The sequence below is a fragment of the Streptomyces sp. NBC_01497 genome, from assembly GCF_036250695.1.
Taxonomy (GTDB): domain Bacteria; phylum Actinomycetota; class Actinomycetes; order Streptomycetales; family Streptomycetaceae; genus Streptomyces.
In genome coordinates this window covers 7,491,675-7,516,255 of sequence record NZ_CP109427.1, presented here as the reverse complement: position 1 = coordinate 7,516,255, position 24,581 = coordinate 7,491,675, and the positions used below count along the sequence as shown (strand labels likewise).

Sequence of the window (24,581 nt, the reverse complement as noted above, 5' to 3'; positions counted from 1 at the left end):
GCGCCCGCACGGCGGTGAGCACGGCACCGCCGTGCGGGCCCGATCGACGGGCCCGGTCAGGCGCGGGCTCCCGTGCCCCCCGCGCCCGCCCCGGCGGCCGGGCGCAGGGACGCCCACAGCAGCGCCGTCGCGAAGGAGCGGTACGGCGCCCAGGACCGCCCGCGCCGCTCGGTCTCCCGCACCGTGGGGATGCCGGGGAGCTCCCAGGCGCGCTCGATCGCCCGCCGGATACCGACGTCCCCCGAGGGCAGTACGTCCTTCCGTCGCAACTGGTGGAGGAGGAACATCTCCGAGGTCCATACCCCGAGCCCTTTCACCGCCGTGAGGGACGCGAGGGCGGCCTCGTCGTCCAGCGCCCCCAGGCCGTACACGTCGATCCCGCCGTCCTCCTGCAGGCCGGCGAGTCCGAGCATGTACGACGCCTTGGCGCGTGACAGGCCGCAGGCACGCAGGCGCTCCGGGCCGAGCCCGATGATCCCGGCCGGGTCGGGCATGCGGCCCACGGCGTCCCGGATGCGGTCGAACAGCACGAACGCGACGCGCGTGGAGATCTGCTGGCCCGCGATGTGCAGCAGGAGGGCCGCGAACGGGTCGTCGCCGGTGCGCCCGCCGTCCTCCCAGACGAACGGGTCGGGCCGGCCGCGCGTCTCGACGAGCCGCCGCAACACGGCGTCCCGCCCGGCGAGTTCCCCGTAGGCCCGCTCACGGAGTTCAGCGGCGGCCCGGGAGGCGCCGGCCTCCGTGGACCCGGCCGCGGCGCCTTCGGGCACCACGCCGGAGGTACTCCCGCCAGAACGGCGGCCGGCCGGGGGGTGTTCGCCCATCGTTTCCGGTCTCCCTTCCGACTTCCCGCTGGGGATGTCCCGTCCGTCCGGCCGGCCGGCCGCCGTCGTCGCCCCGCTCACGCCACCCGGACGGCGCCCGGCCGGTGATGCTCGTCCAGCGATGCCGGGCCGCAACTGGCGCCGGTCAGGCGGTGAGCGGCGGATTGAGACGGTACGGGGCCACCTCGGCCGCCCACAGGTCGACTCGCCCCGACAGCGTCGCGCGGGGCATGAACCGGACCCGTCTGCCAGTGCCGCCGTCGTCCCCGGGCACGCCGCTCCGCGTCCAGTCGACGGCCGCCGTACCGGTGAGCTGGACGGTGTCGCCGGTCGCGAAATCGACGAACAGCATGGCCGCGGTGGGGTCGACGGCCAGGTTGCCGAGGCTGTTGAACATGTTGTTGCCGGGATAGTCCGGCCACCACAGGCCGCCGTCGTCGTCGACCCGGACGAAGCCCGCGGGGCCGCCCCGGTGCGAGGCGTCACTGCCGCGCTCGGGATGGGCGGTACCCAGGAAGAACGTGTCCGCGCGCCCGATCAGCGCCGCTTGCTCTTCGGTGAGGCGGTCCTCGCGGGCACCCGGTCCGCGGACGACGCCCGCCTCCGGCACGGCATCCGCGCCTCCGGCGTCCTCGTGCCCGTGCTCGACCCTGCGCTGCTGGATGTACTGGGGGCAGTTCCCGTACGCCTGGTCGACGGCCAGGGCGAAGCCGTACGGACCGCTCGCCTCGATGGTGCCGTTGACCCGCATCCGCCGGCGCGTCGCGAAGTCGATGGCGATCAGCCCGGCCGCTCCGCCCGCGAGTGGCACCTCCAGCGGGTCCCGCGGCCGCGGCAGCACGCCCACGCGCAGTGCCGTGCCGTACGCGTCGAGGAAGCCCGGGGCCCCGACCAGGGGCGACACCCACAGCGTCCCGTCCCCGTCGCGGGCGCTCAGGACGGCCAGGTCCCGGTCGGCGAGGAAACGTCCCGCCCCTCCCCCCAGGAACGGCCGTTCCAGCATGGGGGACAGCCGCTGGGCCTCGCTTCGGACCCCGGCCCTGCGCTGGACAGCCAGCTCGCCTTCGTGGAATCCACTCACGGGGGTCATGGCCCTCACTCCTCACGCGGTCCGCGGAACGGGTTTCCCCCCACTCCACCGGCGCCAGAAAACCACGCCTCATGCGCTGTGTCAAATGGTTGTCGATGGTTGTAACCATTAGAAACACGCTTTAGAGTCCTTGCCATGGAGAGCGCCGACCGCGAGAGCGACCACCCCGCCGCGACGGCCACGCCCGTGGCGTCCCTGCTGCTCGGCGAGCCGCTGCCCGTCGAGCTGATGAACACTGTCTGGGCCGACCGCGAGGGCGTGCACGACGCCCTCGCCCCCCGCGACGACGGCTCCGCTGGAGCGGACGCCTGGCTTCTCGCCGTGGCCCCCCGCCTCTCGCTGCACCCGGCCACGCCTCCCGACGGCCGGCCCCCGGCCACCACGGGGACGGAGTCGTTCACCCGGCTGCGTGACGCACTGCGCCGCCTGGCGGCGGAGGCGACGGCCGACACCCGGCCGGGCCGCACGCCCGGTGGGACGGACCTCGCGACAGCCGTCCGCGTCCTCAACGAGGCCTGCGCGGGCGCCTCCGCGTGGTCCCGTCTCGCCTGGGCCGCCGACGGGGAACCGCACCGGCACCGGCTCGCCGCAGGCGACGTGATGACGCGAGCGCTCGCCGAGATCGCGGAGGAGGCGGTCCTGCTCTTCGCGGGCCCGGACAGGGAGCAGCTACGGGCCTGCTACGCGCCGGGCTGCGTACGGTACTTCGTGCGCGACCACCCCCGCCGGCAGTGGTGCTCCGCCGGCTGCGGGAACCGGGCCCGGGTCGGCCGTCACTACCGACGCCATCACGGCCGGGGCGGCGGCGCCTGACCCCGTCCGCAGGACCCGACTGCCCCGGTGCCGAGCCGACCGGGCCGACCGGGCCGACCGGGCCGACCGGCGAGGGAACCGGACACCGCACCACCCGTACCGCCGTGCGGCCCACGGCCTCCGTCCCTCCCGGCGCCAGCTGGGGAACGCGGCCGGCGAAGGCCGTTCAGGAACCGTCGCGGCCGATGGAGAGCGCTCTCCCCTGTAGAGTTTCCGGTCATGAACCAAGAGTCGAGTGCCTCGTCCGGCGGCCCCACACTGGAGGATGTGGCACGCGCGGCGGGCGTCTCCCGCGCGACCGTCTCGCGGGTCGTCAACGGGGTGCGCAACGTCGATCCCGCGATCCAGCAGACCGTGCGGCAGGCCGTCGCCGCCACGGGCTACGCGCCGAACCGGGCCGCCCGGTCCCTCGTGACGCGCAGGGCCGAGATCATCGCCCTCGTCGTCTCCGGGGCGGGCGACGACTCGGAGACCGAGCAGAACGCCTTCGCCTCCCGGGTGTTCGCCGACCCTTTCTTCGGACGCGTGGTGAGCGGCGTCATCGCCTACCTCAGGCCCCGCTCCATGCATCCGGTGCTGATGTTCGCCGAGACTCCCGACGCCCGCGCCCAGGCGGTCGGTTTTCTGCGCCAGGGCAGCGCCGACGGGGCGCTGATCGTCTCCACCCACGCCGAGGACCCGCTGCCCGCCATGATGACCGAGGCGGGGCTGCCCGCCGTGCTGTTCGCCCGCCCGGCCGGCGCCGTCCCCATCAGTTACGTGGACCTCGCCCACCAGGACGGCGCGCGGCTCGCGGCCGGGCACCTGCTGGCCCGGGGCTGCCGCCGTCCCGTGACGATCGCGGGACCGCAGGACGTCGCGTCGGGCCACGACCGGCTGGCCGGGTTCCGGGACGCGATGGCCCGGCACGGCTTGCCCTATCCGGACGTGGCCGAGGCCGACTTCACCTTCCGCGGCGGCGCCCGGGCGATGGCCCTGCTGCTTGCGCGGTGCCCGGACCTGGACGGGGTGTTCGCCGCCAACGACCTGATGGCGCAAGGCGCCTGCCAGGCCCTGCGGGACCACGGCAGGCGGGTGCCGGACGATGTGGCCGTGGTGGGTTTCGACGACAGCTCCGTGGCCGCCGCCTGCGATCCACCGCTCACCACCGTGCGCCAGCCGGTCGAGGCCATGGCCGCGGAGATGGCCAGGCTGCTCCAGGAACGCATCGAGCACCCGGACCGCGCCGTGACCTCTGTCATCTTCACACCGGAGCTGGTCGTACGGGAGTCGGCCTGACCCCCCGGGCGCGTGACGCACCGAACGTCCAGGAGCATTGCGGCAGACCCGGACGGGAACGCACCGCCCGGAGCGGGACTGCCGGGTCGAGGACCCGGCGGCGTCCGGAGCCCGCCGGGTCCGGACGCCGCCGAGCGGGACACATCACGCGGCGCACGTCGCACTCACACCGCTGCCGGCTCAGCCGTCAGCTGTAGATGCCGAACTCGTAGAGCGAGTAGCCGTATCCGGTACCGCGCGCGGTGCCGTTCACGCGTACGTACCGCCCGGTGCCGTTCACATCGAAATCGTCGATGTCGCCGTTCCCGTCCGTCACGGACTTCACGGTCGTCCAGCTCAGCCCGTCCTTCGACGTCTGGATCTCGTAGGCCTTGGCGTAGGCCGCCTCCCACGAGAGCTGGACATGGTGGAACGAGGTCGAGGCCCCCAGGTCGACCTGGAGCCACTGCGGGTCGCTCCAGTCGCTCGACCAGCGGGTGGCCGCGTTGCCGTCGACCGCGTCGGCCGCCGTGCACGGGCAGCCGCCCGTCGGGTCGGTCTGGAACGACGAGGCGGTCGCGGGCCTGCCCAGCGCGAGGTTCGTGCCGGCGGGCTTCGGCGCGACGACCTTGAGGGACTTCGTCCCGATGCCGACGTTGCCGTGTCCGTCCGTGGCCTTCACGTAGACCTTGTAGACACCCACCTTGTCGGGCGCCTTCACCGTGAGGGTGCCATGGCCCCGGTCGGTGGCGGCGGCGGGTACCAGCGCCTTGTTCTGGTCGATGTAGTTGCTGCTGAAGAGGACCTGGTAGGTGACGGGGTCGCCGTCCGGGTCGGTGGTCCTGGTGCTGACGCTCACGTCGGCGCCGGTCTCGACGCCCTGCGTCGCGCCGCCGACCGTCATGTCCGTGACCTGCGGAGGCGTGTTTTCGTGCGAGGTGTCGCCGCCGTACGCCTTCTTCACCGCGTAGTACGACGGCCGCTTCAGCCCGTCGGGCAGGAGGTTGAACCACACACCGCCGAGGTCGTCCTCCGTCCCGTAGTGGAACAGCGTGGCGCCGAGCGCGACGCCCTTGTGCGCGGTGACGCAGTTCCACGCCTTGGTGTATCCGTCGGCCTTCTGCTGGTCCGTCGGCTCGTCCGGCACACCGTTCGCGTCGTCCGCGACCTCCCACTCACCGGCGGGCCCGGTCTCGGTGACGATGTAGGGCTTGGTGTAACCGCCCTGCTCCCAGGTGTTCTTGATGTTGCAGACGTCGTCGTAGGAGTTGACGGCGTACAGGTCGAGGTCGGGGGCGTTCTTCTTGTAGTACGGCCACGCCCCGGTCCATGCGTCGGTCGACGTCACGGGATGGTCCGGGTCGACCTGGTGGATCTTCTTCGCGACGTCGTTCACGAAGGTCGTGTACGCGTCGCGCTGCCTTTCCAGCTCGTCACCGCTGTAGCAGTTCTGCAACCCCAGCACGGACTCGTTGCCGACGTTCCACATCAGTACGCCGGGGTTGTCCTTGTAGGTGTCGACCCATTTCGGGAACTCGGCGAGCATGTCGTTCTTGTATGCCGTGTCCGTGAGGTAGTTGACGCAGCCACCGGAGCCGGGCCCGCCGCCGGGCTGCAGCCAGAACCCGGCGATGACCTTGACACCGTTTGCCGCGGCGGCGTCGAGCAGGGGCGCGCTGGTGGCATCGGTACCCCAGGTCCGCACGGTGTTGACGCCCATCGACGCGACGTCCGGCATGTACCTGGCCGCGTCGGCGGCGGCGGGGCCCCAGGTGAGGCCTTTGATCTGATAGGGGGAACCGTTGACGGTCAGCTGCCAGTTGCCTTGTGAGCCGGTCACCTTGACGACGTTGCCGGCCGCGTGTGCCACCGGGGCCCGGAGGCCCACCATGGCTCCGGCGAGCAGGGCGGCGGCCGCGAGCGGCACGGCTGCGCGCTTCGCTCCGGCGGGCCAAAAGCCCCGGGCGGGGTATCGGTGCATCGTGTTCTCCTTGGCTCAGGAGCCTGTGGGGGTGGGAGCCGGGGGTACGGGAGGGCCGGGACCGGCACATGTGCGAGGCAGGCTCGTGGGGGCGTTCGCGTGGTGTGCGGGAAGGCGGGAGAGGGCCGGCCCGACGGAGCGCGCCGGGCCGACAGGCGGAAAGCGGGAGAGCGCTCCACGGGTCCTCGATCGGCGCTCGTAGTGCTCGGGGGGTGACCAGCTGACGTGCCGGACTGCCGGGCTGCCGGGCTGCCGGGCTGCCGGGCTGCCGAGTCGCCGGGCCGGGGCGGGGCGGGGAACCCGCCCCCGTCGAGGGGGTTGCGGCGCCCGGCGCGGGTTCCGATCGACCGGCGTCGTGCCGATCGCCCTACTTCAGCTCGTAGTCGTCGTCCAGCACCGCGCCCTTGCCGGGCTGTGCCTCGTCGTATCCGTGGGCGTCACACTGAAGGCCGCCGTTGACGCAGTGCGTGATCATCGCACTCAGTGTGGCGTTGTCCCAGCCGTCGAAGAAGTCGAAGTGGAAGGAGTGTCCCGTGCCGCTGGAGAGCCGCACCTGGGACATGTCACCGTTGACGGGCCAGGCCATCTTGAACTCGATCATCGGCAGCGCGACGGGATGGTCGGCGGGGCACACGTTCTGGTTGTTGCCCGTGGCCACCGGATAGGACATGTGGCTCTTGTGGTCCGGCGTGTCGAGGTGCATGCCGTCCCAGCAACTCGGAGCCTGCAAGCGTAGGTTGAGCTGTGTGTCGGGGGTGGTGGGGCAGGTGGCGGGGAAGTCGAAGTTCTTGTACGACGTCCCGCACTCCCAGCCTTCCACCGTTCCCTTCAGGTTCTTGAACTGGTCGAGCGTCTGCATCGGGTCGCCGACGACGAACCGCAGCCCCCTGGGGAACGGACGCACGCTCGTGTAGTCGGTGACACCGGACTTGTAGTAGATCGTCTGGGGACCGATCGGGAGGATCTTCTGATCCCCGTTGTACAGACTCGGCATCCAGTACGCGGACTTGTCACCGGGCGCGAGGCAGGCGGTCCCGGCGGTGTCCAGCGAGGCCGTCGTCGTAGCGGCGTTGGTGCCGGTGTTGCCCATGAAGGTGTGGTCGTGGGACTTCCCCGGCTGTCCGGGGAAGACGATCGGGTCGTCGGGGAGGGTGTGGTCGGCGGCGCACTTGGCCTGGAACTCGTGGAAGTACGCGTGCGGGGGGTCGTACGTGGACGGCGTGACGCCCGTCACCGGTGGGTCGGCCATGATGTACCCGTCGCCGTCCGGGTCGTCGCCCGACGCCCGGGTGGACGCCGGCATCGCCATACCCGCCATCCGTGCACCCGCCATACCGGCGGCGGGCGCCGCGTGCGCCGGGGCGGCGCTGTCCGCCGACGCGCTCCCCGTCATCGCGATGTCGGCCACACCGACCGTGGTCAGACTCATCGCCGTGAACAAGAGCAGTCCGGAGAAGACTCTGGACCTGCGTGCCATGGGGACCTCCTGTGCTGCGTCGAGGAAGACGGAACCGGTGGCCGCGCGAACACCGCCGCGGACGGGTAGCCGGTTGCCTGGGAGAGCGCTCTCCCGCTCGGAGTGTTGCGCTCATGACAAAAGCCTGTCAAGAGACGGCGGCCAAGCGGCAGGACCGGGCGCGGAGCCCAAGGGGAAGGGACCGGAATCGTCCCGCCACAGGTGTCGTCCGGAGACAGGTCGTGGCGGGACACGGGCCCGCCTTCCCCGTCGAGTCGCTATCCGGCCTTGTACGGATCCCCGTCCGGCAGCCAGCCGTCGCCGTCGGCCTGCCCCGGGACGGCGCCGGGCCCGGAGCCCGTGAGGGCTTCGACGACCGCGAGCACGGCTGCGCTTGTCTCACCGCGGCGCCACACCAGGGACCAGGTCCAGTACAGCGCGGGACCCGCGACGGGCCGCTGGACGAGATCCGGCGGCAGTGGTGCGGCCTGCCCCTTCGGCGAATTGACGACGGGCCTGCTCGAACGGCGTACGTGGTCGAAGAACGCGGGCCCGGTGACACCACCGTCGTCGATCCGTACGACGTGGGCGCCGACGTCCCGGGCGAGTCGGCCGGCGTAGTCGTTCCAGGACGACCACGACACCGTGTCGTCGTCGATGAGGACCGCGGTGTCGCGAGCGGCGACCTCGCTCGTGTCGCCGCCGGTCGAGACCGCGTAGAGCCGGTCCACGCCGACGAGGCGGGCACGCAGGCCGTGCCGCTCCAGATCCTGCTCGCGTACCCAGCAGATGGCCAGGTCGAGGCCTCCCTCGGCCACCCTGGCGGCCTGCGCGTGGGAGGGGACGACCCAGGCGTCGACGTGCAGCCGCGCCACGTGCGAGGTACGGGCCACCACGTCCGGCGGCAGCCAGTTGACGTAGCCGAGCCGCACGGACTCGTATCCCGCGAGCTGCGCGGCACGCCGCTCGACGTCCCGCGCCCGGTCCAGCAGGTCACGGACGTGGGGCAGGAGCGCGGAGCCCGTCGGGGTGAGCCGGACGGAGCGGCGGTCCCGGTCGAAGAGCCGGACTCCGAGGTCGCGTTCGAGCACCTTGATCTGCTGGGACAGCGAGGGCCCGGCGATCAGCAGCCGCTCGGCGGCCCGGCCGAAGTTGAGCTCCTCGGCGACGGCGACGAAGTAACGCAGTTGACGCAGTTCCACACCGGCGATGCTACGTGCGGCAGGAGGCCTGGCCTCCCAGCAGGAAGGCAGCAGGTCGTGGCGTTCCGGCACGGACCGGCGCAGCATGGAGACACGCGGGACCGCGGTCCCCACCGCGGCCCGGCGTCCGACGTCCGCCCGGTCGTCGGGACGGACGCGCCGCTGTGCGGTCGGCAGGACCGTCGGTGCCGCATGACCCGCCGTCGGCGTCCCGACCGGCGCACAGGACGAAGGGGAGAGACATCGTGAAGGAATACCTGGTCGAACTGACCACGACGATCCCGGCAGGCACCGACCCCGCCGAAGTCGACCGGCGACGGGCGGCCGAGGCCGTGCGTGCCGGGGAACTCACCGCCGACGGGCACCTGGTGCGCCTGTGGCGACCGGTGGGCGAGCTGCGCAGCATCGGCCTGTGGCGCGCCGACGACGAGAGCGATCTGCGCGAGAACGTGCTCGGCACCCTCCCGCTCCACATCTGGATGACACCGGTGATCACCCCGGTCGAGCCGCACCCCAACGATCCGGGGGACCCGGCGCTCGCCCGGTAGCCGGGACCAGCAACCCCGGCGGGACGCCACCTGGCAGGACGTGCAGGACGGGCAGGACGGGCAGGGCGGCCGGCACCCCGGGCGCCTCTCTCCGCGAGACGGCCGGCACCACCGGCACGAGGTGTCCGGCTCCCGGCATCCGTCGCCCGGCACGTCAGCGCGTATCGATCCTTCGAGGACGTACTTGTCATGAGCGCGGTAACCCTGCGGAGCCCCGCCGCCCTGTCCCCCTGGGCGCATGTCGTGCAGGCCGCCGCGGCCCTCGCGGCCGGCATGGGTGTCGGGCGGTTCGTCTACACCCCGATCCTGCCCCTGATGCACGCGCAGGCGGGTCTGTCGGCATCGGCGGGGGCCGATCTCGCCACCTCCAACTACGTCGGCTACCTCGCGGGCGCCCTGGTCGGGACCCTCGCCCCCCGTCTGGTCCGCTCAGCGGCGCTCCTGCGGGCCTCCCTGGTCGTCCTGGTCGCCACCCTCGCCGCCATGCCCCTGACGCAGAGCACCACGATGTGGCTCGCGCTGCGGCTGCTGGCCGGACTGACCAGCGCCCTGATCTTCGTCATCGCCGTCAACTCGCTCCTCGGCCACCTGCGGGAGCACCCGGCCCACCTGCCCGGTTGGGCCTTCGGCGGGGTCGGCGCCGGCATCGCCCTGTCCGGGATCCTCGTCCTGCTGCTGCGCTCCGCCGGGGACTGGCGGGACGCCTGGTGGGCGTCCGCGGCCCTGACCGCCCTGTTCGCCGTTGCCTCGTGGAATCTGCGCACCGAATCACCACCGCCACCACAGGCCCCGCTGCCGGCACAGGACCAGGCGCAGGCCCAGGCCGGCAACGGCGCCACCCGTGCACAGGGAGGCGCGAGGGCGAACGTGCCGCGCACCCGTCGCTGGTTCATCGCGCTGTTCGTCAGCTACACCCTCGAAGGCGTCGGCTACATCATCGCCGGGACCTTCCTCGTCGCGGCGATCGGCCAGGGTTCGCCCGGCTGGATCGGCAGCGGCGCCTGGGTCCTGGTCGGGCTCGCGGCCGTACCCGCCTCCGCGCTGTGGACCTGGCTCGGCAGGACGTTCTCCCGCCCCACCCTGCTGGCCGCGTCCCTGACGGTCCAGGGCATCGGGATCGCGCTGCCCGCCCTCGTCGGCGGCGTCGCGGCGGCTCTGGTCTCCGCGTTCCTGTTCGGGGCGACCTTCCTCGGAGTCGCCACCCTGGCTCTCGCCACCGGCACCCACCTGCGGTTCCCGCGTGCCGTGGCCCTGCTGACCGCCGGCTATTCCGTGGGGCAGATCCTCGGCCCGCTCACCGCCGCCCCGCTCCTGCACCACGGTTACCACCAGGCCCTGCTCCTGGCGGCCGCCGTCACCGCCGCCGCGGCACTGGCCGCCGGCGTGCTGCGTATCCGCTTCCCCCACCACATGCCCCAGGCGACCGCGTTCGCCGACGGCGCCAGTGGCGGGCCGGACACGTCCAGGACGGCGGGTGTCTCCTCCCCCGGCAGGTAGGGGCGCCGATCGTGGCACACAGCCGACCCGCCCGGGGAGCCGAGTCCGGCCCGAGGAGCGGCGAGGGCGTCAGGTGGCATGTCCTGGAACGTGCGTCTCCCCGGCCGGGCCGTCCGGGCCGTACGCCCACCACGGCACACTCGCCCGTCGGTCCGGTCCGGTCCGCGGCGATTCGGTTTCTCGGCGGTCCGGACCGCAACGATCCGGCTTCTCGGCGGCCCGGACCGCAACGATCCGGCTTCTCGGCGGCCCGGACCGCAACGATCCGGCTTCTCGGCGGCCCGGACCGCAACGATCCGGCTTCTCGGCGGCCCGGACCGCAACGATCCGGCTTCTCGGCGGCCCGGACCGCAACGATCCGGCTTCTCGGCGGCCCGGACCGCAACGATCCGGCTTCTCGGCGATCCGGTCCGCAACGATCCGCGCACACGGTCCTTCGCACAGGACGTCAGGGGAATTCGTCCGGGCCGCCCGGGCCGCCCGGCCGCCCGGGCCGCCCGGCAGCGGGAGCCGATCCGCGCCGGAGCCGCGCGGCTCAGGGAGCCGATCCGGGCCGGGGAGCCGCGCGGGCGATCGGTTCGCCGTCACCGACGGGGTGTGCGAGGCCATGACGTCGCAGCCGCTCACCCGCGGGGCCCGCGGAACCGACGGTCCAGGCCGCGCCCGGGCCCCCGAGGGCTTCCGGCTCCCCCGGGGCTCCCGGCTCTCAGCGGTCTCGCGGAACCCCCGGGCCGCCCCATCCCTCGGACACCGCGTCGAGCAGCCCGTCGAACTCCTCCGAACACGGCCCGCACGCCCGCAGGTGGGCCACGACGCCGGCGAAGCGTTCCTGGCTCCCGCCGTCCGCGACCACGTCGACGTACACGTGCAGGAGTTCCATGGCCCGCTCACAGCCCACGTCGCGTGGATCCGTGGCGAGGAAGGCGTTCAGCCGGGCCGCGGGCGCCGACTCGTCGATATGGTTCATGCCCGCCCTCCGGCACCGGTGTCGAGATAGCCCTGCGCCTCAAGACGGGATCGCAGCTTGCGCCGCGCGTCGAACATCGTCTTGTAGACGGCGTTGCGGTTCGTCCCCCATTCCTTGACGAGCGCTTCGAGGGGGACCGCGTGGAGGACCACGGCGACGAAGACGCGGCGCTGGTGGACGGTGAGCACCTCGTCCACGGCCCTGTGCAGTGCGTCGGCCAGTTCCCTGGCCTGCGACTGAGTCTCCGGATCCATGCCGAGCCGGTCCGGCAGCCGCTCCCAGTCCTCCGTCTCCAGAGGCATCCCCGCGGTCCGCCAGAAGTGCCGGCCGATCTTGGTGGAGACCTCGAAGACGACGAACTTGTAGGCCCAGGTGGTGAAGCGGCTCTCACCCCGGAAGCCGCCGGCCTTCCTGGTGATGGCGAGGAGCGCGTCGTTCGCCGACTGATGGGCGAGATCGTCCAGTTCGGGACCCGAGATCCGGTGCCGCCCCCGCCGCCGGTGCAGTTCCTTGAACGCGATACGCAACAGCTCGGCGTGCAACCGGGAGCACGCCTCCTCGTAGCGCACTCCCCGGGACGCCAGGGCGTCCACCCACCCCTGGGACACGGCATCGAGGAGGACCGGGGGCTGTCCGGGCCGCTCACCTGAGGCTTCGAGGACGGGCTCGCCGTCATCCTCCTCGTCGACGTCGTCTGCGGCAGCCATGGCTCTCATCCTAAAGGGACTTCGGGGAGCGGCCCCGGCAACGGACCGTCGGTGCACGGGCGGAATCCTCACTGGCCGTGCCGCACGCCGAGCAGACGAGTCCGTCATGGACAGCGACGCTCACCGGGGCCCCGCCGCCCGAGGGACGACCCGGAGCCGCGCGAGGCGGTCGACGGCGAGGACCGTGACGGTGCCGCTGCCGCTGCCGCTGCCGGCGAGTTGACTGCATACAAGAGGCCGTGGGCCCCTGTCATGGGCCGGCGATCACAGCGACGCCAGGTGGTCGGCCTGGGAGCCTTCGAGCGCCCGGCCCCGTGGGGTTCGCCTCGGTGCCCGGCCGGGCACAGTGCTCACGCCGGCCACGGCCCGGTTACTCGGCGCGGGCGGCGAGGGCCCCGCCGGAGCGGGGGCCTCGCGGCCGCCGCGGCACTGACCTCCCCAGGCCTCTGCCGCGTCTTGTTTCAACATCCCGTTACCCCACCCCTCCTGTCCCAGACCGTGACAGCCGTCACATCCGTCACAGCTGTCGCAGCCGTCACCGGGGCCACCGCACCGCCGAGAGAGCGGCGAAGCCGGCACCATCGACCAACGCGCCGCACCGCGCTGTACGAGAGGTGGAACAGCACATCGTGATCTGCCGGTTCCTCCGACCGGCCTCGGAGCGCTCCACGGCCTGGAGCGACAAACCCTTTTCCGCCGACCCTCCCGACGTCGGCACTCCCGACGTCGGCACTCCCGACGTCGGCACTCCCGACGTCGGCACTCCCGACGTCCGCCGACCTGCCGCACCGCGCATATCCCGCCGCACCGGACGTATCCCGTTCCCCGCGCGTACCGTGCCCCACGCGTACCGTGCCCCACGCGTCCGGGCGCCAACAGGCGACGTCGCCCGAACGGCGCGAGTGCCACCAGGCCGACGTCACTTCTCTTGGCCCAACTCCCACAGGTGCACCGTCCCGTCCTTCGCGATCGTGGACCATCGGCCGCTCCCAGCCGCGCGCGCAGGCCCGGAGACCGGGGAGTAGGAGAGCCCATCCAGCAGGTCCATATGCTCGACGTCGACCAGCCAGTGACGAGCCGTCAAATAGTGCTGATGACATTCGGAGGCGCCGCCAACGACCGTGTCATCGTCCACGAAGGCCGCTTCGACGTCCCAGGAGACAGCCACGGGCGACGCGAAGATCCGACGGCCCCACCCTGGGGGCGGCACCGGCCCTGCCGAGCGGCCCCGGCCCTGCCACCGGGATCGCCTCCGGCGGGCCCAGCTGTCACGTTCAGTCACCGGCGGGACACGGTGAGGAGCAGGGTCACATCGGCGCGCCTGCCGTCTCCTTCCCCGCGGTGTCCGCGGTGCGGCGCCCCGCTGACGGCCGTGACGCCACCGAACCGCCCGCAGTACCGTCAGTGGCAGGGCGGGAGACGTGGAGAGAGGAATGCCATCCCATGGACTGGAACGCCGGTGAGGCCACGCACATCGAGGACGCTGTGCTCACGCGTGCCGCACAGGCGGGTGATGTCGCCGCTCTGGGTCTGCTGCTGGAACGGCACCGGGCAGGGATGCGGGCAGTGGCGCTGAGCATTCTGGGGCCGGGGCCCGACGTCGACGACGTGATCCAGGACGCGGCGGTTGCCGCACTCCGCCGCGTCGGCGACGTCCGCGACCCGGCCGCTGTGGGCGCGTGGCTGCGGATGATCGTGCGCAATGCCTGCCGTTCCCTGGTGCGCGGCTCTGTTCCCACCCGGCCGATCGACGATCTGCACCTGACGTCCGCGGACGCCGGCCCGGAGCAGTGGCTGGAGCACCACACGATGCGGGACTGGATCTGGGAAGCCTTGGAAGGGGTGTCCCCCGTGCTGCGCCTGCCCCTGGTACTGCGTCACTTCAGCACCCGCGTGACGTCCTACGAGCAGATTGCCGACGCCTGCGGGGTCCCGGTCGGCACGGTCCGCAGCCGGCTCCACCAGGGGCGCACCAAGCTCGCGACGGCCCTCGCCGCCACTGCGGACGTCCCGTACGGCGACGCCGCGCAGCGCACCCGGGCCAGCGGCAGCGAGGCGCGCGAGACACTGGCCGCCGCCGAGAGCGGACGCTTCGACGCGTTGCTGAGGGAGCGCTGGTCGCCGGAGATCACTCTGCTCAGGGGGCAGCAACCCGTGGGTGGCAGGAGCGTCCTCGTGCACGGTATGAACGGTGATCTCGACGCCGGCGTACGGCAGCGCCTGGTCCACGCCGTGGCCGGCCGCTCCGTCGTCGTCTGGGAGATGGACCTCCTCAACCCCGCCGACGATCCCGGCCACTGCCCGCCCTCGGTGGCCTGGCTCATGACCAAGGACGACGCCGGCCGTCCGCACCGGCTGCGTCTCGTGCATCCCAGGCCGGTGCAGGCCCTCCAGTCACTCACGCCAATGTGACGGGCATCACATTCCCCCGCGCGAACTTTGTCATCCCTCCATCGTCCTGCAGCTGTCATCAACAGCTGCCGGATACGGAGAACCCATGACCACCTCGGCAACCAGCCCCCTGGCCACCGGAACGCACACCGTCGAAATCGACGGAGTCGTCCAGCGCTACCACGTCCACGGCACGGGACCGGTGTGCGTCGCTCATTCCGGCGGACCGGGCATCGACTGGGAGTACCTGCGCATGCCCGTGCTGGAACAGCACCTCACCATCGTCTACCCGGAGCCGATCGGCACCGGCACCTCCGGCCACCTGCCCTCCCACCCCCACGGCTACACCCGGACCCGCTACAGCCGGTTCCTGGAAGCGCTGATCGAGCACCTCGGCGTCTCCACGGTGCACCTTCTGGGTCACTCGCACGGCGGCTTCGTCGCCCAGTACCACGCCCTGCACCACCCCGAACAGGTCGCCGGGATCGTCCTTTACGAGAGCGCGCCGCTGACCGGGCCCGAGCACGGCGCCGAAGCGATGCGCCAGGTCGAGCTGTTCGCCGCACAGCACGCCGACCATCCGGAGCTCCCGGCGGTCCTGGCTGCCTTCCAAGCCATCGCCACCATCTCCGACGACGCACAGATGACAGCCGTCGCCAGAGGCTTGATCCCCGCGTACTTCGCCGACTACTGGGGCCGGGAGGGGGAGTTCGCTCCCCTGCGCTCCTCGCTGCGGGCCACCCACATCTCCGGGCTCGACGAGACCCTGTCCCCGCAGGTGATCGACGACCGTGGGGACCTCGGGTCCCTCACCGTGCCGGCCCTCGTTCTCGTCGGCCGCCACGACGTCATCTGCGGGGTGCGGTGGGCCGAGGAACTGCACCGGCTCATCCCCGGTTCGGAGTTGCTGATCCTGGAGAAGAGCGGACACTTCGGCCACATCGAGGAGCCGGAAGCCTTTGCGCAGGCGGTGACGCGTTTCGTGACAAGTGGAGCGCGCGGCACGGCATGAGCTTCTTCCCAGGCCTCGCTCGGTCGTTGCGGCGCCGGGGGCCGTGCCCGGCGGATCAGGCGACCCCCGGGTCACTGACTCTTCCCGGCCTGTCCAGTTGATCTGACGAAGGCCGCGTGTATCCGGCCGCCGCGACTCTTGCCGGAGTCGCGGCGGCTCGGCGGATGTTTGGGGTGATAGCCGCAGCGGTGATCGGCGGAAGAGTGTGTGTGAGCGGGGCCGGCCGGTACGCAGGACCAGGATCCCGCGTGCCGTCCCGTCGCCCAGCACCTGAATGGCGATCATCACGATGGCCTCGCACTGGGCCGGGTTCACCTTCCCGGGCATGATCGAGGAGCCGGGTTCGTTCGGGGGGCAGCCGCAACTCCGCGAAGCCGGTACGCGGCCCGGAGGCCAGCCAGCGCATGTCGTTGGCGATCTTCATCAGAGCGACGGCCGGACCGCGCAGTGCGGAGTGCGGAGTGCGGAGTGCACGCTGAACCATGCTCCCGTCCAGGGCTGGCCGCACCCGGATCGCACCTCAACACACCTGACGGCTCCGAGCGTCAAGCGAGCCTGAAGGCCCGCCGCATCAGGGCTTCCGCCCGACCGCGCTGCTCAGCGGGCACCGCGCATGACGAACCTGCCCGGCCTCGCCACGTTCGCGTCACCTCCCGTCTTGCCGCGGCAGGCATCCACCGCCGTCTCGGTGTGCTCACCGCATCGTCCCTGGCCGCGTTGGGAGGGTGAACACGGGGGGACCGAGCCGGACCGTTGCGGTACGGCGGCACGCAGACACGCGAACCGGCCGTCCGCGAAACGACCAGGGCACGTGGGGCGGTTGGCGCGTGGATCGGGCAGCGGAATGCCGAACCGAAGCAACCGGCAACAGCGTCATCGGCCCGCGGGGCCGGCCGCCGAAGCGGGCGCACGAGAGTCGTTCCGGCCGGGCCCGCGGGACATCGGTGGACACGGAGAGCCACCTGTGACGCCGCTGCGTCACCAGGACGATCGGGCCATCGCGTCCACCGGGAGGATCTCCACTGAGCGGCGTTTCCCTTACGGCGGTCCCGACGTCGGCACTCAAGCTGTTCTTGCTTCTGAGCTGGGGTAAAGTGCGAAAGAGCACCATGAAGGACCGTATAGCGGCAGAACTCAACGCCGTGGACCTGATTGCTTTCCACGGCCTGAGCGGATCATCGCGGCGGTGAAGCACATGATGGCTAATGACCTTGCTCGGGCGGCGGTGTTGACGCCGCCATGTCGGCGCAACGCACGCATGTTCTGCTTCCGGTCCGGGAATCATGAGACAGCTGTCCAGCGAAAACGCCGCCTCCCCCGCCCGAACACTGCGGTTGTCCTCCCAGGTGACCTTCACCCCTACGAGGCCGATACTGGCTCCGTAGGGCTCCCAGCGGCTCCAGCCGAGTCGTCGCGGAGGCCTGACGCCCCGTCAGTGATGTCAGCGTCCCGTCAGCATCAGCACCGCCTCAACCCGCTCGCGACCGCCCTGGAGCGCCACGATCGCGAACCACCCCGCTTAGCTCTGACCAGCACAAACACAGGTCGCTGACCCTGCTGCTACGCAACATAGGAGGTACCCGTGAAGATGCTCATCAACGTGCCGGAGACCGTGGTCGCGGACGCCTTGCGCGGTATGGCCGCCGCCCACCCGTCCCTCTCCGTGGATGTCGAGAACCGCGTCGTCGTACGGCGGGACGCGCCCGTGGCCGGAAAGGTCGGGCTGGTGTCCGGCGGCGGATCCGGGCACGAGCCACTGCACGGCGGGTTCGTCGGGCCGGGCATGCTCTCCGCCGCGTGTCCCGGTGAGGTGTTCACCAGCCCCGTACCCGATCAGATGGTGCGCGCGGCAACCGCCGTGGACAGCGGTTCCGGTGTGCTGTTCATCGTGAAGAACTACACGGGCGACGTGCTCAATTTCGACATGGCCGCCGAGCTGGCCGAGGACGAGGGCGTCCAGGTCGGGAAAGTCCTCGTGAACGACGACGTCGCCGTGACCGACAGTCTCTTCACCGCGGGCCGGCGAGGTACGGGCGCCACCCTGTTCGTCGAGAAGATCGCGGGCGCCGCCGCCGAGGAGGGCCTGCCGCTGGAGCGGGTCGAGGCGATAGGCCGCCAGGTCAACGAGGCCTCGCGCAGCTTCGGCGTGGCGCTGACCGCCGTCAGCACGCCCGCCAAGGGCAGCCCGACGTTCGACCTGCCGGAGGGCGAGCTGGAGCTGGGCATCGGCATCCATGGCGAGCCCGGTCGTGAACGGCGCGCCATGATGACCTCCCGCGAGATCGCGGACTTCGCGGTGGGCGCGGTGCTCGACGACCTCCAGCCCCGCAGGCCGGTGATCGCCCTGGTCAACGGCATGGGCGCCACGCCCCTCCTGGAGCTGTACGGGTTCAATGCCGAGGTACAGCGGGTGCTGGGTGAGCGTGGGATATCCGTGGCCCGTACGCTCGTCGGCAACTATGTGACGTCCCTGGACATGGCGGGCTGCTCGGTCTCCCTCTGCGAGGTGGACGAGGACCTGCTGCGACTGTGGGACGCACCGGTGGAGACACCCGCCCTGCGCTGGGGCCGCTGACATGCCACGGAGCCGTACGGCTCGCAGGGCTTCGTCCGCACGCGCGGTGCGGGCAGCAGGCATTACGGGCGCGAGGAGATGACGTGGCAGAGCAACAGTCCGGGCCGGGCCTCGACGCGGCCTTCTTCATCAGGTGGCTCACCGCGTGTGCGGCGGCCGTGGAACGCGAGGCCGCGCACCTGACGGATCTCGACGCGGCGATCGGTGACGCCGACCACGGCAGCAACCTCCAGCGCGGTTTCCGCGCGGTCGCGGAGGTTCTGGCGAAGGAGGCACCCGCCACGCCGGGGGCCGTGCTGACCCTCGCGGGGCGGCAGCTGATCTCGACGGTCGGCGGGGCGTCCGGACCCCTGTACGGCACGCTGCTGCGGCGTATGGGCAAGGGCCTGGGCGACGCGGCGGAGGTCGACAGGCGGCAGCTGGCCGACGCGCTCGGGCAGGCCGTCGCGGCGGTGGCGCAGCTGGGCGGCGCGAAGGCGGGCGACAAGACGATGCTGGACGCGCTGGAGCCGGCGGCCCTGGCCCTGGCCCGCTCATACACGGGGGCCGCGCAGGCGGCCGAGCAGGGCGCGGAGTCGACGACGCCCCTCCAGGCGCGTAAGGGCAGGGCCAGCTACCTCGGCCCGCGCAGCATCGGTCATCAGGATCCGGGGGCCACCTCGGCCGCGCTGCTGGTCGCGACCCTCGCCGAGACGGTCGGGCCGGGCGCCTCGACGGAGGGCGGACAGTGAGCGCGGCGGACGCCGGGAGCCCGGCGCCCCTCGTGGGGATCGTGCTCGTCTCGCACAGCGCCGCTGTCGCGTCCGCCGTCGCCGAACTGGCGAAGGGCCTCGCGGGCGGCGGCAGCACGGCGCCGGTCGCGGCGGCGGGCGGGACCCCGGACGGTGGCCTCGGTACCAGCGCCGACCTGATCAGCGCCGCCGCGGCGCAGGTGGACAGCGGTGCGGGGGTGGCCCTGCTGGTGGACCTGGGCAGCGCGGTCCTGACGGTGAAGACGCTGCTGGCGGACGGCGACGAGCTGCCGGAGAACTCACGGCTGGTGGACGCGCCGTTCGTGGAGGGCGCGCTCGCCGCGGTGGTGACCGCGTCGGCGGGCGCCGATCTCGACGCGGTGGTGGCGGCGGCGACCGAGGCGTACGACTACCGCAAGGAGTAGAGCGCCCGGGCACCACGCCGCTGCGGCACCCTGCGGCGGCGTGGGTGTCGGCCGCGCACGGCCCGCGGGCCCGTGTACCCGCGTCCACGGGCCGCCGGGCACCCGCCGGCCGGATGGAGCACGTCGGCCGACCCCTGCACACCTGGGCCCCGTCCGCGATGCGACAGTCGCGTACGGGGCCCTGGTACGTCCGGCGCGCCCCCCACGCTCACCTGCGTCCCCAGCACACCCGCGTCCTCGCGGCCCGATGCGCTCACCGTGCGCCACGAACCCATGCAACCGCGACCTGTGCAATCGAGACCCGTGCAATCGCGCATCCGGGACATCACAGGAACCGATGAACCGCGGGCCCCCGGACCCCACCGATCTCCGGGGGATTCTTCCTCCCCACGTTGCGGCCCGGCCCCCAGAATTCCACGGTGAGAGGCGGGTACACGCACCTGGTAGGCACCCGGGCGAGAGAAAGCGGCAGGTCATGGCGATGGCGGACAGGGGAGCCAGTCGGCGCGAGGAGCGTGTGGAGGTGTCGCGTCCGCACGACTACGCCGTGGGACTGCCCGCGATCATGCACTCCATGGGTCCCGCGCTGCGCCGTATGGGGGTGTCCCGCAGCGCGAAGCTGCTCACCGCCATGAACCAGCGGGACGGCTTCGACTGCATGAGCTGCGCGTGGCCCGATCCCACGCACCGCAAGACGGCCGAGTTCTGCGAGAACGGCGCGCGGGCCGTCACCTGGGAGGCCACTCCCCTGACGGTCCCTGCCTCGTTCTGGTCCGCGCATTCGCTGACCGACCTCAGCACACGCTCCGAGTACTGGCTGGGCCAGCAGGGCCGCCTGGTCGAGCCCGTCTACAAACCCGCCGACGGCGATCACTACGAACCGGTCAGCTGGGTACGGGCGTTCTCCCTGATCGCGGAGCGGCTCACCGGCCTGGACTCCCCGGACGAGGCCGCCTTCTACACGAGCGGGCGCGCCTCGAACGAGGCGGCTTTCGTCTACCAGTTGTTCGCCCGTGCCTTCGGTACGAACAACCTGCCCGACTGCTCGAACATGTGCCACGAGTCGACGGGCGCCGCGCTCGGCGAGTCGATCGGCGTGGGCAAGTCGACCATCGAGTACGACGACTTCGAGAAGGCCGACCTCATCATCGTCATGGGGCAGAACCCGGGCACGAACCATCCGAGGATGCTGACGGCGCTGGAGGACGCGAAGCGGGCCGGCGCGAGGATCGTCGCCGTCAACCCGCTGCCGGAGGCCGCCTTCTCGCGTTACAAGAACCCGCAGACGGCGCGCGGTCTGGCCGGCCGGGGCACCGTCATCGCGGACGAGTTCCTCCAGATCAGGCTCTCCGGCGACATGGCGCTTCTGCAGGCCGTCTCGAAGCGGGTGCTGGCAGCCGAGGACCGTGCGCCGGGCACCGTCCTCGACCATTCCTTCCTTCAGCGCCACTGCGAGGGGCTCGACGCGTTCCGCGCGCACCTGGACGGTCTCGACGAGGCGGCCGTACTCGCCTCGACGGGCCTCACGGGCGAGCAGATCGACGACCTGGCGGACGCGTACATCGCCTCGGACCGGACCATCGTCACCTGGGCGATGGGGCTCACCCAGCACAAGAAGGCCGTCGACACGATCAAGGAGATCATCAACCTCCTGCTGCTGCGCGGCAACATCGGCAAGCCGGGCGCCGGCGCCTCGCCGATCCGCGGGCACAGCAACGTGCAGGGCGACCGGACCATGGGCATCTGGGAGCAGATGGACGAGCCGTTCCTCGACGCGCTCCAGCGCGAGTTCCACTTCGACCCGCCGCGCGCGCACGGCCTCGACTCCGTGAAGGCGATCCGGGCGGCGCTTGCGGGCACGTTGCGGATGTGGGTCTCGCTGGGCGGCAACGTCGTGGGGGCCGTGTCGGACACGGCCGCCGTCGAGCGGGCGATGCGGATGCTGGACATGACGGTGCAGGTCTCGACGAAGCTCAACCGCTCGCACACGGTCGTGGGCCGGGAGGCGCTGATCCTGCCGACGATGGGCCGTACGGAGATCGACCGGCAGACCTCGGGCGAGCAGTACGTCACGGTCGAGGACACCGTGTGCGCGGTCCACCCCTCGTGGGGCAAGGTCGAACCGGTCTCGCCGCGCCTGCTCTCCGAGACGGCGATCATCTGCCGGCTCGCCCGTGCGGTGCTCGGCGACAGTGTGCCCGTCGACTGGGCCGGCTTCGAGTCCGACTACGACCGGATCCGGGACCACATCGCGAACGTCGTGCCCGGCTGCGACGCGTACAACGAGAAGACGCGCGTACCCGGCGGCTTCGTGCTGCCGCACGGACCGCGCGACACCCGTACGTTCCCGACGCCGAGCGGCAAGGCCCAGCTCACCGTCAACCAGCTGGAACACGTCGAGCGTCCCGTCGGGCGGCTGATCCTCCAGACGGTCCGCGCGCACGACCAGTTCAACACGACGATCTACAGCCTCAACGACCGTTACCGGGGCGTGCGTCACGGTCGCCAGGTGATCTTCGTCAACCCGGCGGACCTCGCCGAGCTGGGTTTCGCGGACGGTCAACTCGTGGACGTGCACAGCGAATACGCCGACGGCGTGGACCGGGCCGTCCTCGACTACCGCGTGGTCTCCTATCCGACGGCCCGCGGTTGCGCGGCCGCGTACTTCCCCGAGGCCAACGCGCTGGTCCCGCTCGACGCGGTCGCCGAGGTCAGCAACACACCCGTCTCCAAGTCGCTGGTCGTACGCCTGGAGCCGGCGGGCCGCGCCCCCGCGCTCTGACGCCCGGCCGCCGGGTGCGGGCCGCCGCGGGGGCCATGCGGTGGCCGGGGTGCGCCCGATGCGGGGCGCGGCGGGAGCGCCGCCGGGCATGCGCGGCACCGTGCGACGTCGATGCCTTCGGCGCGGGCGCATCCGGCCGTAGCGGGAGCCCCGTTGACCGCGTGTGCGCTTCCCGTGGCGCTATGTGGCCCTTCCCACGATCCCGGTGGTATCCGTGCGCTCCCGGCTGGGCAGGGAGTCTCCAGGCGTCCGACGCGCCGTGCACGGACGGGAATCGACGGGATCGAGGCGGGTTCGACCATGGATGCGCAGCACACCTGGGACTTCACAGACGATCGCGGCCTTCGGGTCACCGCACCGAGCCGCCCCGCGCGGCTCGTCGCATACATCCAGGCCGGGGCGACGCTGTGGGACCACGGGCTGCACCCCGCGGGCATCTTCGGCTCGCACCACGACGGGGAGCGGCAGGACCCGGCCAAGGCGGGCGGCCTGCCCCTGACGGAGATACGGTCCTTCGGATCGGGCAGTGGCGTCGACGTCGACGCGCTGGTGGCGGCCGCGCCGGACCTGGTCGTGGCGGTGACCTACGGCGGCGACCAGGTCTACGGCCTGGACCCGGACGCGGCGAAGCACCTCGGCGAGCAGGTGCCGCTCGTCGTGCTCGACGTGGGCACGTCCCGTTCGCTGGCCGGGGTGCGGGACCGGTTCACCGAGCTTGCCCGTTCGCTCGGCGCCCCGTCCGGCGCGAGCGCGCCGGGCGAGGCGGAACTCGCCCGCGCGCAGGAGCGGTTGCGGACGCTGGCGGCGCGTACGGTACGGCCGCGCGTCCTTGCCCTGTCGGCGGCGGGAGCGGACACGGCGTACCTGGCGCGTCCGGCCGCGTGGCCCGATCTGCGGGCCCTGAGCGAACTCGGCGTCTCCCTGGCCGACCCGGAGGGCGACGGGGGCGGGAACTGGCGCACCGTCGAGTGGGCCGAGGCCGCCGGGCTACGTCCCGACATCGTCCTCGCGGACGTGCGGGCGAACGCCGCGCCGGCCGGGCAACTGGCCGGGAGCGCGGGCTGGCGGGAGATCGTGGAGCGGGCGCAGGTCCTGCCCTGGAATCCGGAGCCGCCTGCGAGCCACCACGCGCACGCGCGCTTCTTCGACACGGTCGCCGACGCCATGTGACAGGCCGGCGCGCGGGAGCCTGCTCCGGTCCGGGCCGGGGCCGCCGCCGGGCGAAGGGCCCCGACCGGTGCCTACGCGCGGGGATCGTCCCGAACCCGCCAACCCGCGAACCCGGAGGAAGGCGGGAGGCAGGAGGCGGGCCGGGGGCGGGGCCGGGAGCGGACGGGCCCTTCGTCCGTCCGTCCGACGGTGCGATCCGCGGTCGGTCCGACGGCGCGATCCGGGGTCCGGTGATGCGGACCGACGGCGCGATCCGGGGTCCGGTGATGCGGTCCGACGGCGCGATCCGGGGTCCGGTAATGCGGTCCGACGGCGCGATCCGGGGTCCGGTGATGCGGTCCGACGGCGCGATCCGGGGATCCGGCGGGTGGTCCGATCCCGTGATCGGCCAATTGAGCGCCGGTACGGGAAGCGGAATCGCGGACGGCCGGGTCCCGCTCCCGGCCTGTCCGTGGCTCGGCGGACAGCGACCGCGCTGCCGTACCCCCGTCGCGTCCGTGGGAGCCGCCGGGGTCAGCCGCTCAGGACCGCCTGTACGGTCTTGCCGTCCTCGGGCGACCCGCAGACGGAGAAGCGGTGGGAGAGCCCGCGCACCATGGCGATGCCACGGCCCCTCTCCGGGAGCGCCTCGGGCGATTCGGCGGTGAGCACCGGGTCGTCCGCCCGGAGCTCCCTGAGCACGGGCCGGGCCGGGTTGTCGTCGTGGACCTCCACCGTGACGCAGCCCCGCCGCACCGTGAGGCGCAGGAGGCAGCTGCCGCTGCCGTGGCGGGTGGCGTTGGTGACCAGTTCGGACACGACGATCCGGGCGTCCTCGATCTGCTCGCGATCGATGTTCCCCGCACGGTCACGGGTCAGGTAGGCGTCGGTGAGGTAGCGCGCCCAGCCCGGTGACGTGTCCGAACTGGGCAAGGTATAGGTGACACGTGCGGCACCCCGGTGGGTGTGCCCGCTCGCGTGCATCCGGACCACTCCTCTCCACTTTGCGTGGGCGGTTTCAGGCCTCGGTCCTCCTGGTTCCCGCCAGGAGCCGCGTCAATCAGGTTCGGGGGCCGCGAACCTGCCGTCACAAGCCGAACGGGCATCTGCCCCAAGGCCCGCCATGCAGGGCCAACCACCCGTTTTTCGCCGTTACTTGTTGACGAATCTGGTC

General features: G+C 72.1%; 20 protein-coding genes and 1 pseudogene. 11 read left to right on the top strand and 10 right to left on the bottom strand.

What is annotated here, in order from left to right; translation table 11 throughout:
- Positions 1–56: 56 nt before the first annotated feature.
- Entirely contained in the window at positions 57–824 is a 768-nt protein-coding gene (locus OG310_RS31875; RefSeq protein WP_329459302.1) for a DNA-3-methyladenine glycosylase family protein, read from the bottom strand.
- Positions 825–969: 145 nt separating this feature from the next.
- Positions 970–1,914 carry a pyridoxamine 5'-phosphate oxidase family protein gene (locus OG310_RS31870; RefSeq protein WP_329459301.1) on the bottom strand — a complete coding sequence of 315 codons (945 nt, stop codon included), beginning with the start codon at positions 1,912–1,914 and terminating at the stop codon, positions 970–972.
- Positions 1,915–2,049: 135 nt separating this feature from the next.
- Here OG310_RS31870 and OG310_RS31865 point away from each other — a divergent pair, with 135 nt between their 5' ends.
- Entirely contained in the window at positions 2,050–2,727 is a 678-nt protein-coding gene (locus OG310_RS31865; protein WP_329459300.1) for a CGNR zinc finger domain-containing protein, read from the top strand.
- A gap of 219 nt (positions 2,728–2,946) precedes the next feature.
- Entirely contained in the window at positions 2,947–4,005 is a 1,059-nt protein-coding gene (locus OG310_RS31860) for a LacI family DNA-binding transcriptional regulator (RefSeq protein WP_329459299.1), read from the top strand.
- Between the two features lie 187 nt (positions 4,006–4,192).
- Here OG310_RS31860 and OG310_RS31855 read toward each other — a convergent pair whose 3' ends face one another.
- From OG310_RS31855 to OG310_RS31845, 3 genes are all read right to left on the bottom strand, one after another.
- Positions 4,193–5,965 (bottom strand): discoidin domain-containing protein, encoded by a 1,773-nt coding sequence (locus tag OG310_RS31855; RefSeq protein ID WP_329459298.1) that lies wholly within the window; start codon positions 5,963–5,965, stop codon positions 4,193–4,195.
- 367 nt (positions 5,966–6,332) lie between these two features.
- Positions 6,333–7,442 carry a DUF1996 domain-containing protein gene (locus tag OG310_RS31850; protein ID WP_329459297.1) on the bottom strand — a complete coding sequence of 370 codons (1,110 nt, stop codon included), beginning with the start codon at positions 7,440–7,442 and terminating at the stop codon, positions 6,333–6,335.
- A 257-nt stretch (positions 7,443–7,699) separates the two neighbouring features.
- Positions 7,700–8,632, bottom strand: a complete 933-nt coding sequence (locus tag OG310_RS31845; RefSeq protein ID WP_329460484.1) for a LysR family transcriptional regulator — start codon at positions 8,630–8,632, stop codon at positions 7,700–7,702.
- Between the two features lie 236 nt (positions 8,633–8,868).
- On the opposite strand from OG310_RS31845, the gene OG310_RS31840 reads away from it, so the two are divergent.
- Together OG310_RS31840 and OG310_RS31835 are read left to right on the top strand one after the other, a co-directional pair.
- On the top strand, positions 8,869–9,171 hold the full coding sequence (locus tag OG310_RS31840; protein ID WP_329459296.1) for a muconolactone Delta-isomerase family protein: 303 nt from the start codon (positions 8,869–8,871) through the stop codon (positions 9,169–9,171).
- A 273-nt stretch (positions 9,172–9,444) separates the two neighbouring features.
- Positions 9,445–10,668 carry a YbfB/YjiJ family MFS transporter gene (locus OG310_RS31835; protein WP_329460483.1) on the top strand — a complete coding sequence of 408 codons (1,224 nt, stop codon included), beginning with the start codon at positions 9,445–9,447 and terminating at the stop codon, positions 10,666–10,668.
- A 706-nt stretch (positions 10,669–11,374) separates the two neighbouring features.
- Here OG310_RS31835 and OG310_RS31830 read toward each other — a convergent pair.
- The 3 genes from OG310_RS31830 to OG310_RS31820 form a co-directional block, all read right to left on the bottom strand.
- Positions 11,375–11,635, bottom strand: a complete 261-nt coding sequence (locus tag OG310_RS31830) for a hypothetical protein (protein WP_329459295.1) — start codon at positions 11,633–11,635, stop codon at positions 11,375–11,377.
- On the bottom strand, positions 11,632–12,342 hold the full coding sequence (locus OG310_RS31825) for an RNA polymerase sigma factor (RefSeq protein ID WP_329459294.1): 711 nt from the start codon (positions 12,340–12,342) through the stop codon (positions 11,632–11,634). Before OG310_RS31825 ends, OG310_RS31830 begins: the two co-directional genes overlap by 4 nt.
- A gap of 919 nt (positions 12,343–13,261) precedes the next feature.
- The gene (locus OG310_RS31820; RefSeq protein WP_329459293.1) at positions 13,262–13,510 is read right to left on the bottom strand and encodes a hypothetical protein; all 249 of its coding nucleotides are present in this window, start codon (positions 13,508–13,510) and stop codon (positions 13,262–13,264) included.
- A 275-nt stretch (positions 13,511–13,785) separates the two neighbouring features.
- Between OG310_RS31820 and OG310_RS31815 the strand changes: the two genes are divergently transcribed.
- Positions 13,786–14,754, top strand: coding sequence for an RNA polymerase sigma factor (locus OG310_RS31815; protein ID WP_329459292.1), 969 nt, complete (start codon positions 13,786–13,788; stop codon positions 14,752–14,754).
- A gap of 85 nt (positions 14,755–14,839) precedes the next feature.
- Entirely contained in the window at positions 14,840–15,745 is a 906-nt protein-coding gene (locus OG310_RS31810; RefSeq protein WP_329459291.1) for an alpha/beta fold hydrolase, read from the top strand.
- Positions 15,746–16,003: 258 nt separating this feature from the next.
- Here the strand turns inward: OG310_RS31810 and OG310_RS31805 are convergent.
- A pseudogene (locus tag OG310_RS31805) lies at positions 16,004–16,193 on the bottom strand (lyase family protein); the annotation flags it as partial.
- Positions 16,194–17,327: 1,134 nt separating this feature from the next.
- On the opposite strand from OG310_RS31805, the gene dhaK reads away from it, so the two are divergent.
- From dhaK to OG310_RS31780, 5 genes are all read left to right on the top strand, one after another.
- Entirely contained in the window at positions 17,328–18,320 is a 993-nt protein-coding gene (gene dhaK, locus OG310_RS31800; RefSeq protein WP_329459290.1) for a dihydroxyacetone kinase subunit DhaK, read from the top strand.
- Positions 18,321–18,403: 83 nt separating this feature from the next.
- Positions 18,404–19,051, top strand: coding sequence for a dihydroxyacetone kinase subunit DhaL (dhaL, locus tag OG310_RS31795; RefSeq protein WP_329459289.1), 648 nt, complete (start codon positions 18,404–18,406; stop codon positions 19,049–19,051).
- The gene (gene dhaM, locus OG310_RS31790) at positions 19,048–19,476 is read left to right on the top strand and encodes a dihydroxyacetone kinase phosphoryl donor subunit DhaM (protein ID WP_329459288.1); all 429 of its coding nucleotides are present in this window, start codon (positions 19,048–19,050) and stop codon (positions 19,474–19,476) included. The genes dhaL and dhaM overlap by 4 nt, the downstream gene beginning before the upstream one ends.
- A 475-nt stretch (positions 19,477–19,951) precedes the next feature.
- Positions 19,952–22,258 (top strand): FdhF/YdeP family oxidoreductase, encoded by a 2,307-nt coding sequence (locus tag OG310_RS31785; RefSeq protein WP_329459287.1) that lies wholly within the window; start codon positions 19,952–19,954, stop codon positions 22,256–22,258.
- A 300-nt stretch (positions 22,259–22,558) separates the two neighbouring features.
- Positions 22,559–23,428, top strand: coding sequence for an ABC transporter substrate-binding protein (locus OG310_RS31780; protein WP_329459286.1), 870 nt, complete (start codon positions 22,559–22,561; stop codon positions 23,426–23,428).
- 513 nt (positions 23,429–23,941) lie between these two features.
- On the opposite strand, the gene OG310_RS31775 is transcribed toward OG310_RS31780, so the two are convergent.
- Positions 23,942–24,391: an ATP-binding protein gene (locus OG310_RS31775; protein WP_329459285.1), complete on the bottom strand. Its 450-nt coding sequence runs from the start codon at positions 24,389–24,391 to the stop codon at positions 23,942–23,944.
- Between the last annotated feature and the right edge of the window lie 190 nt (positions 24,392–24,581).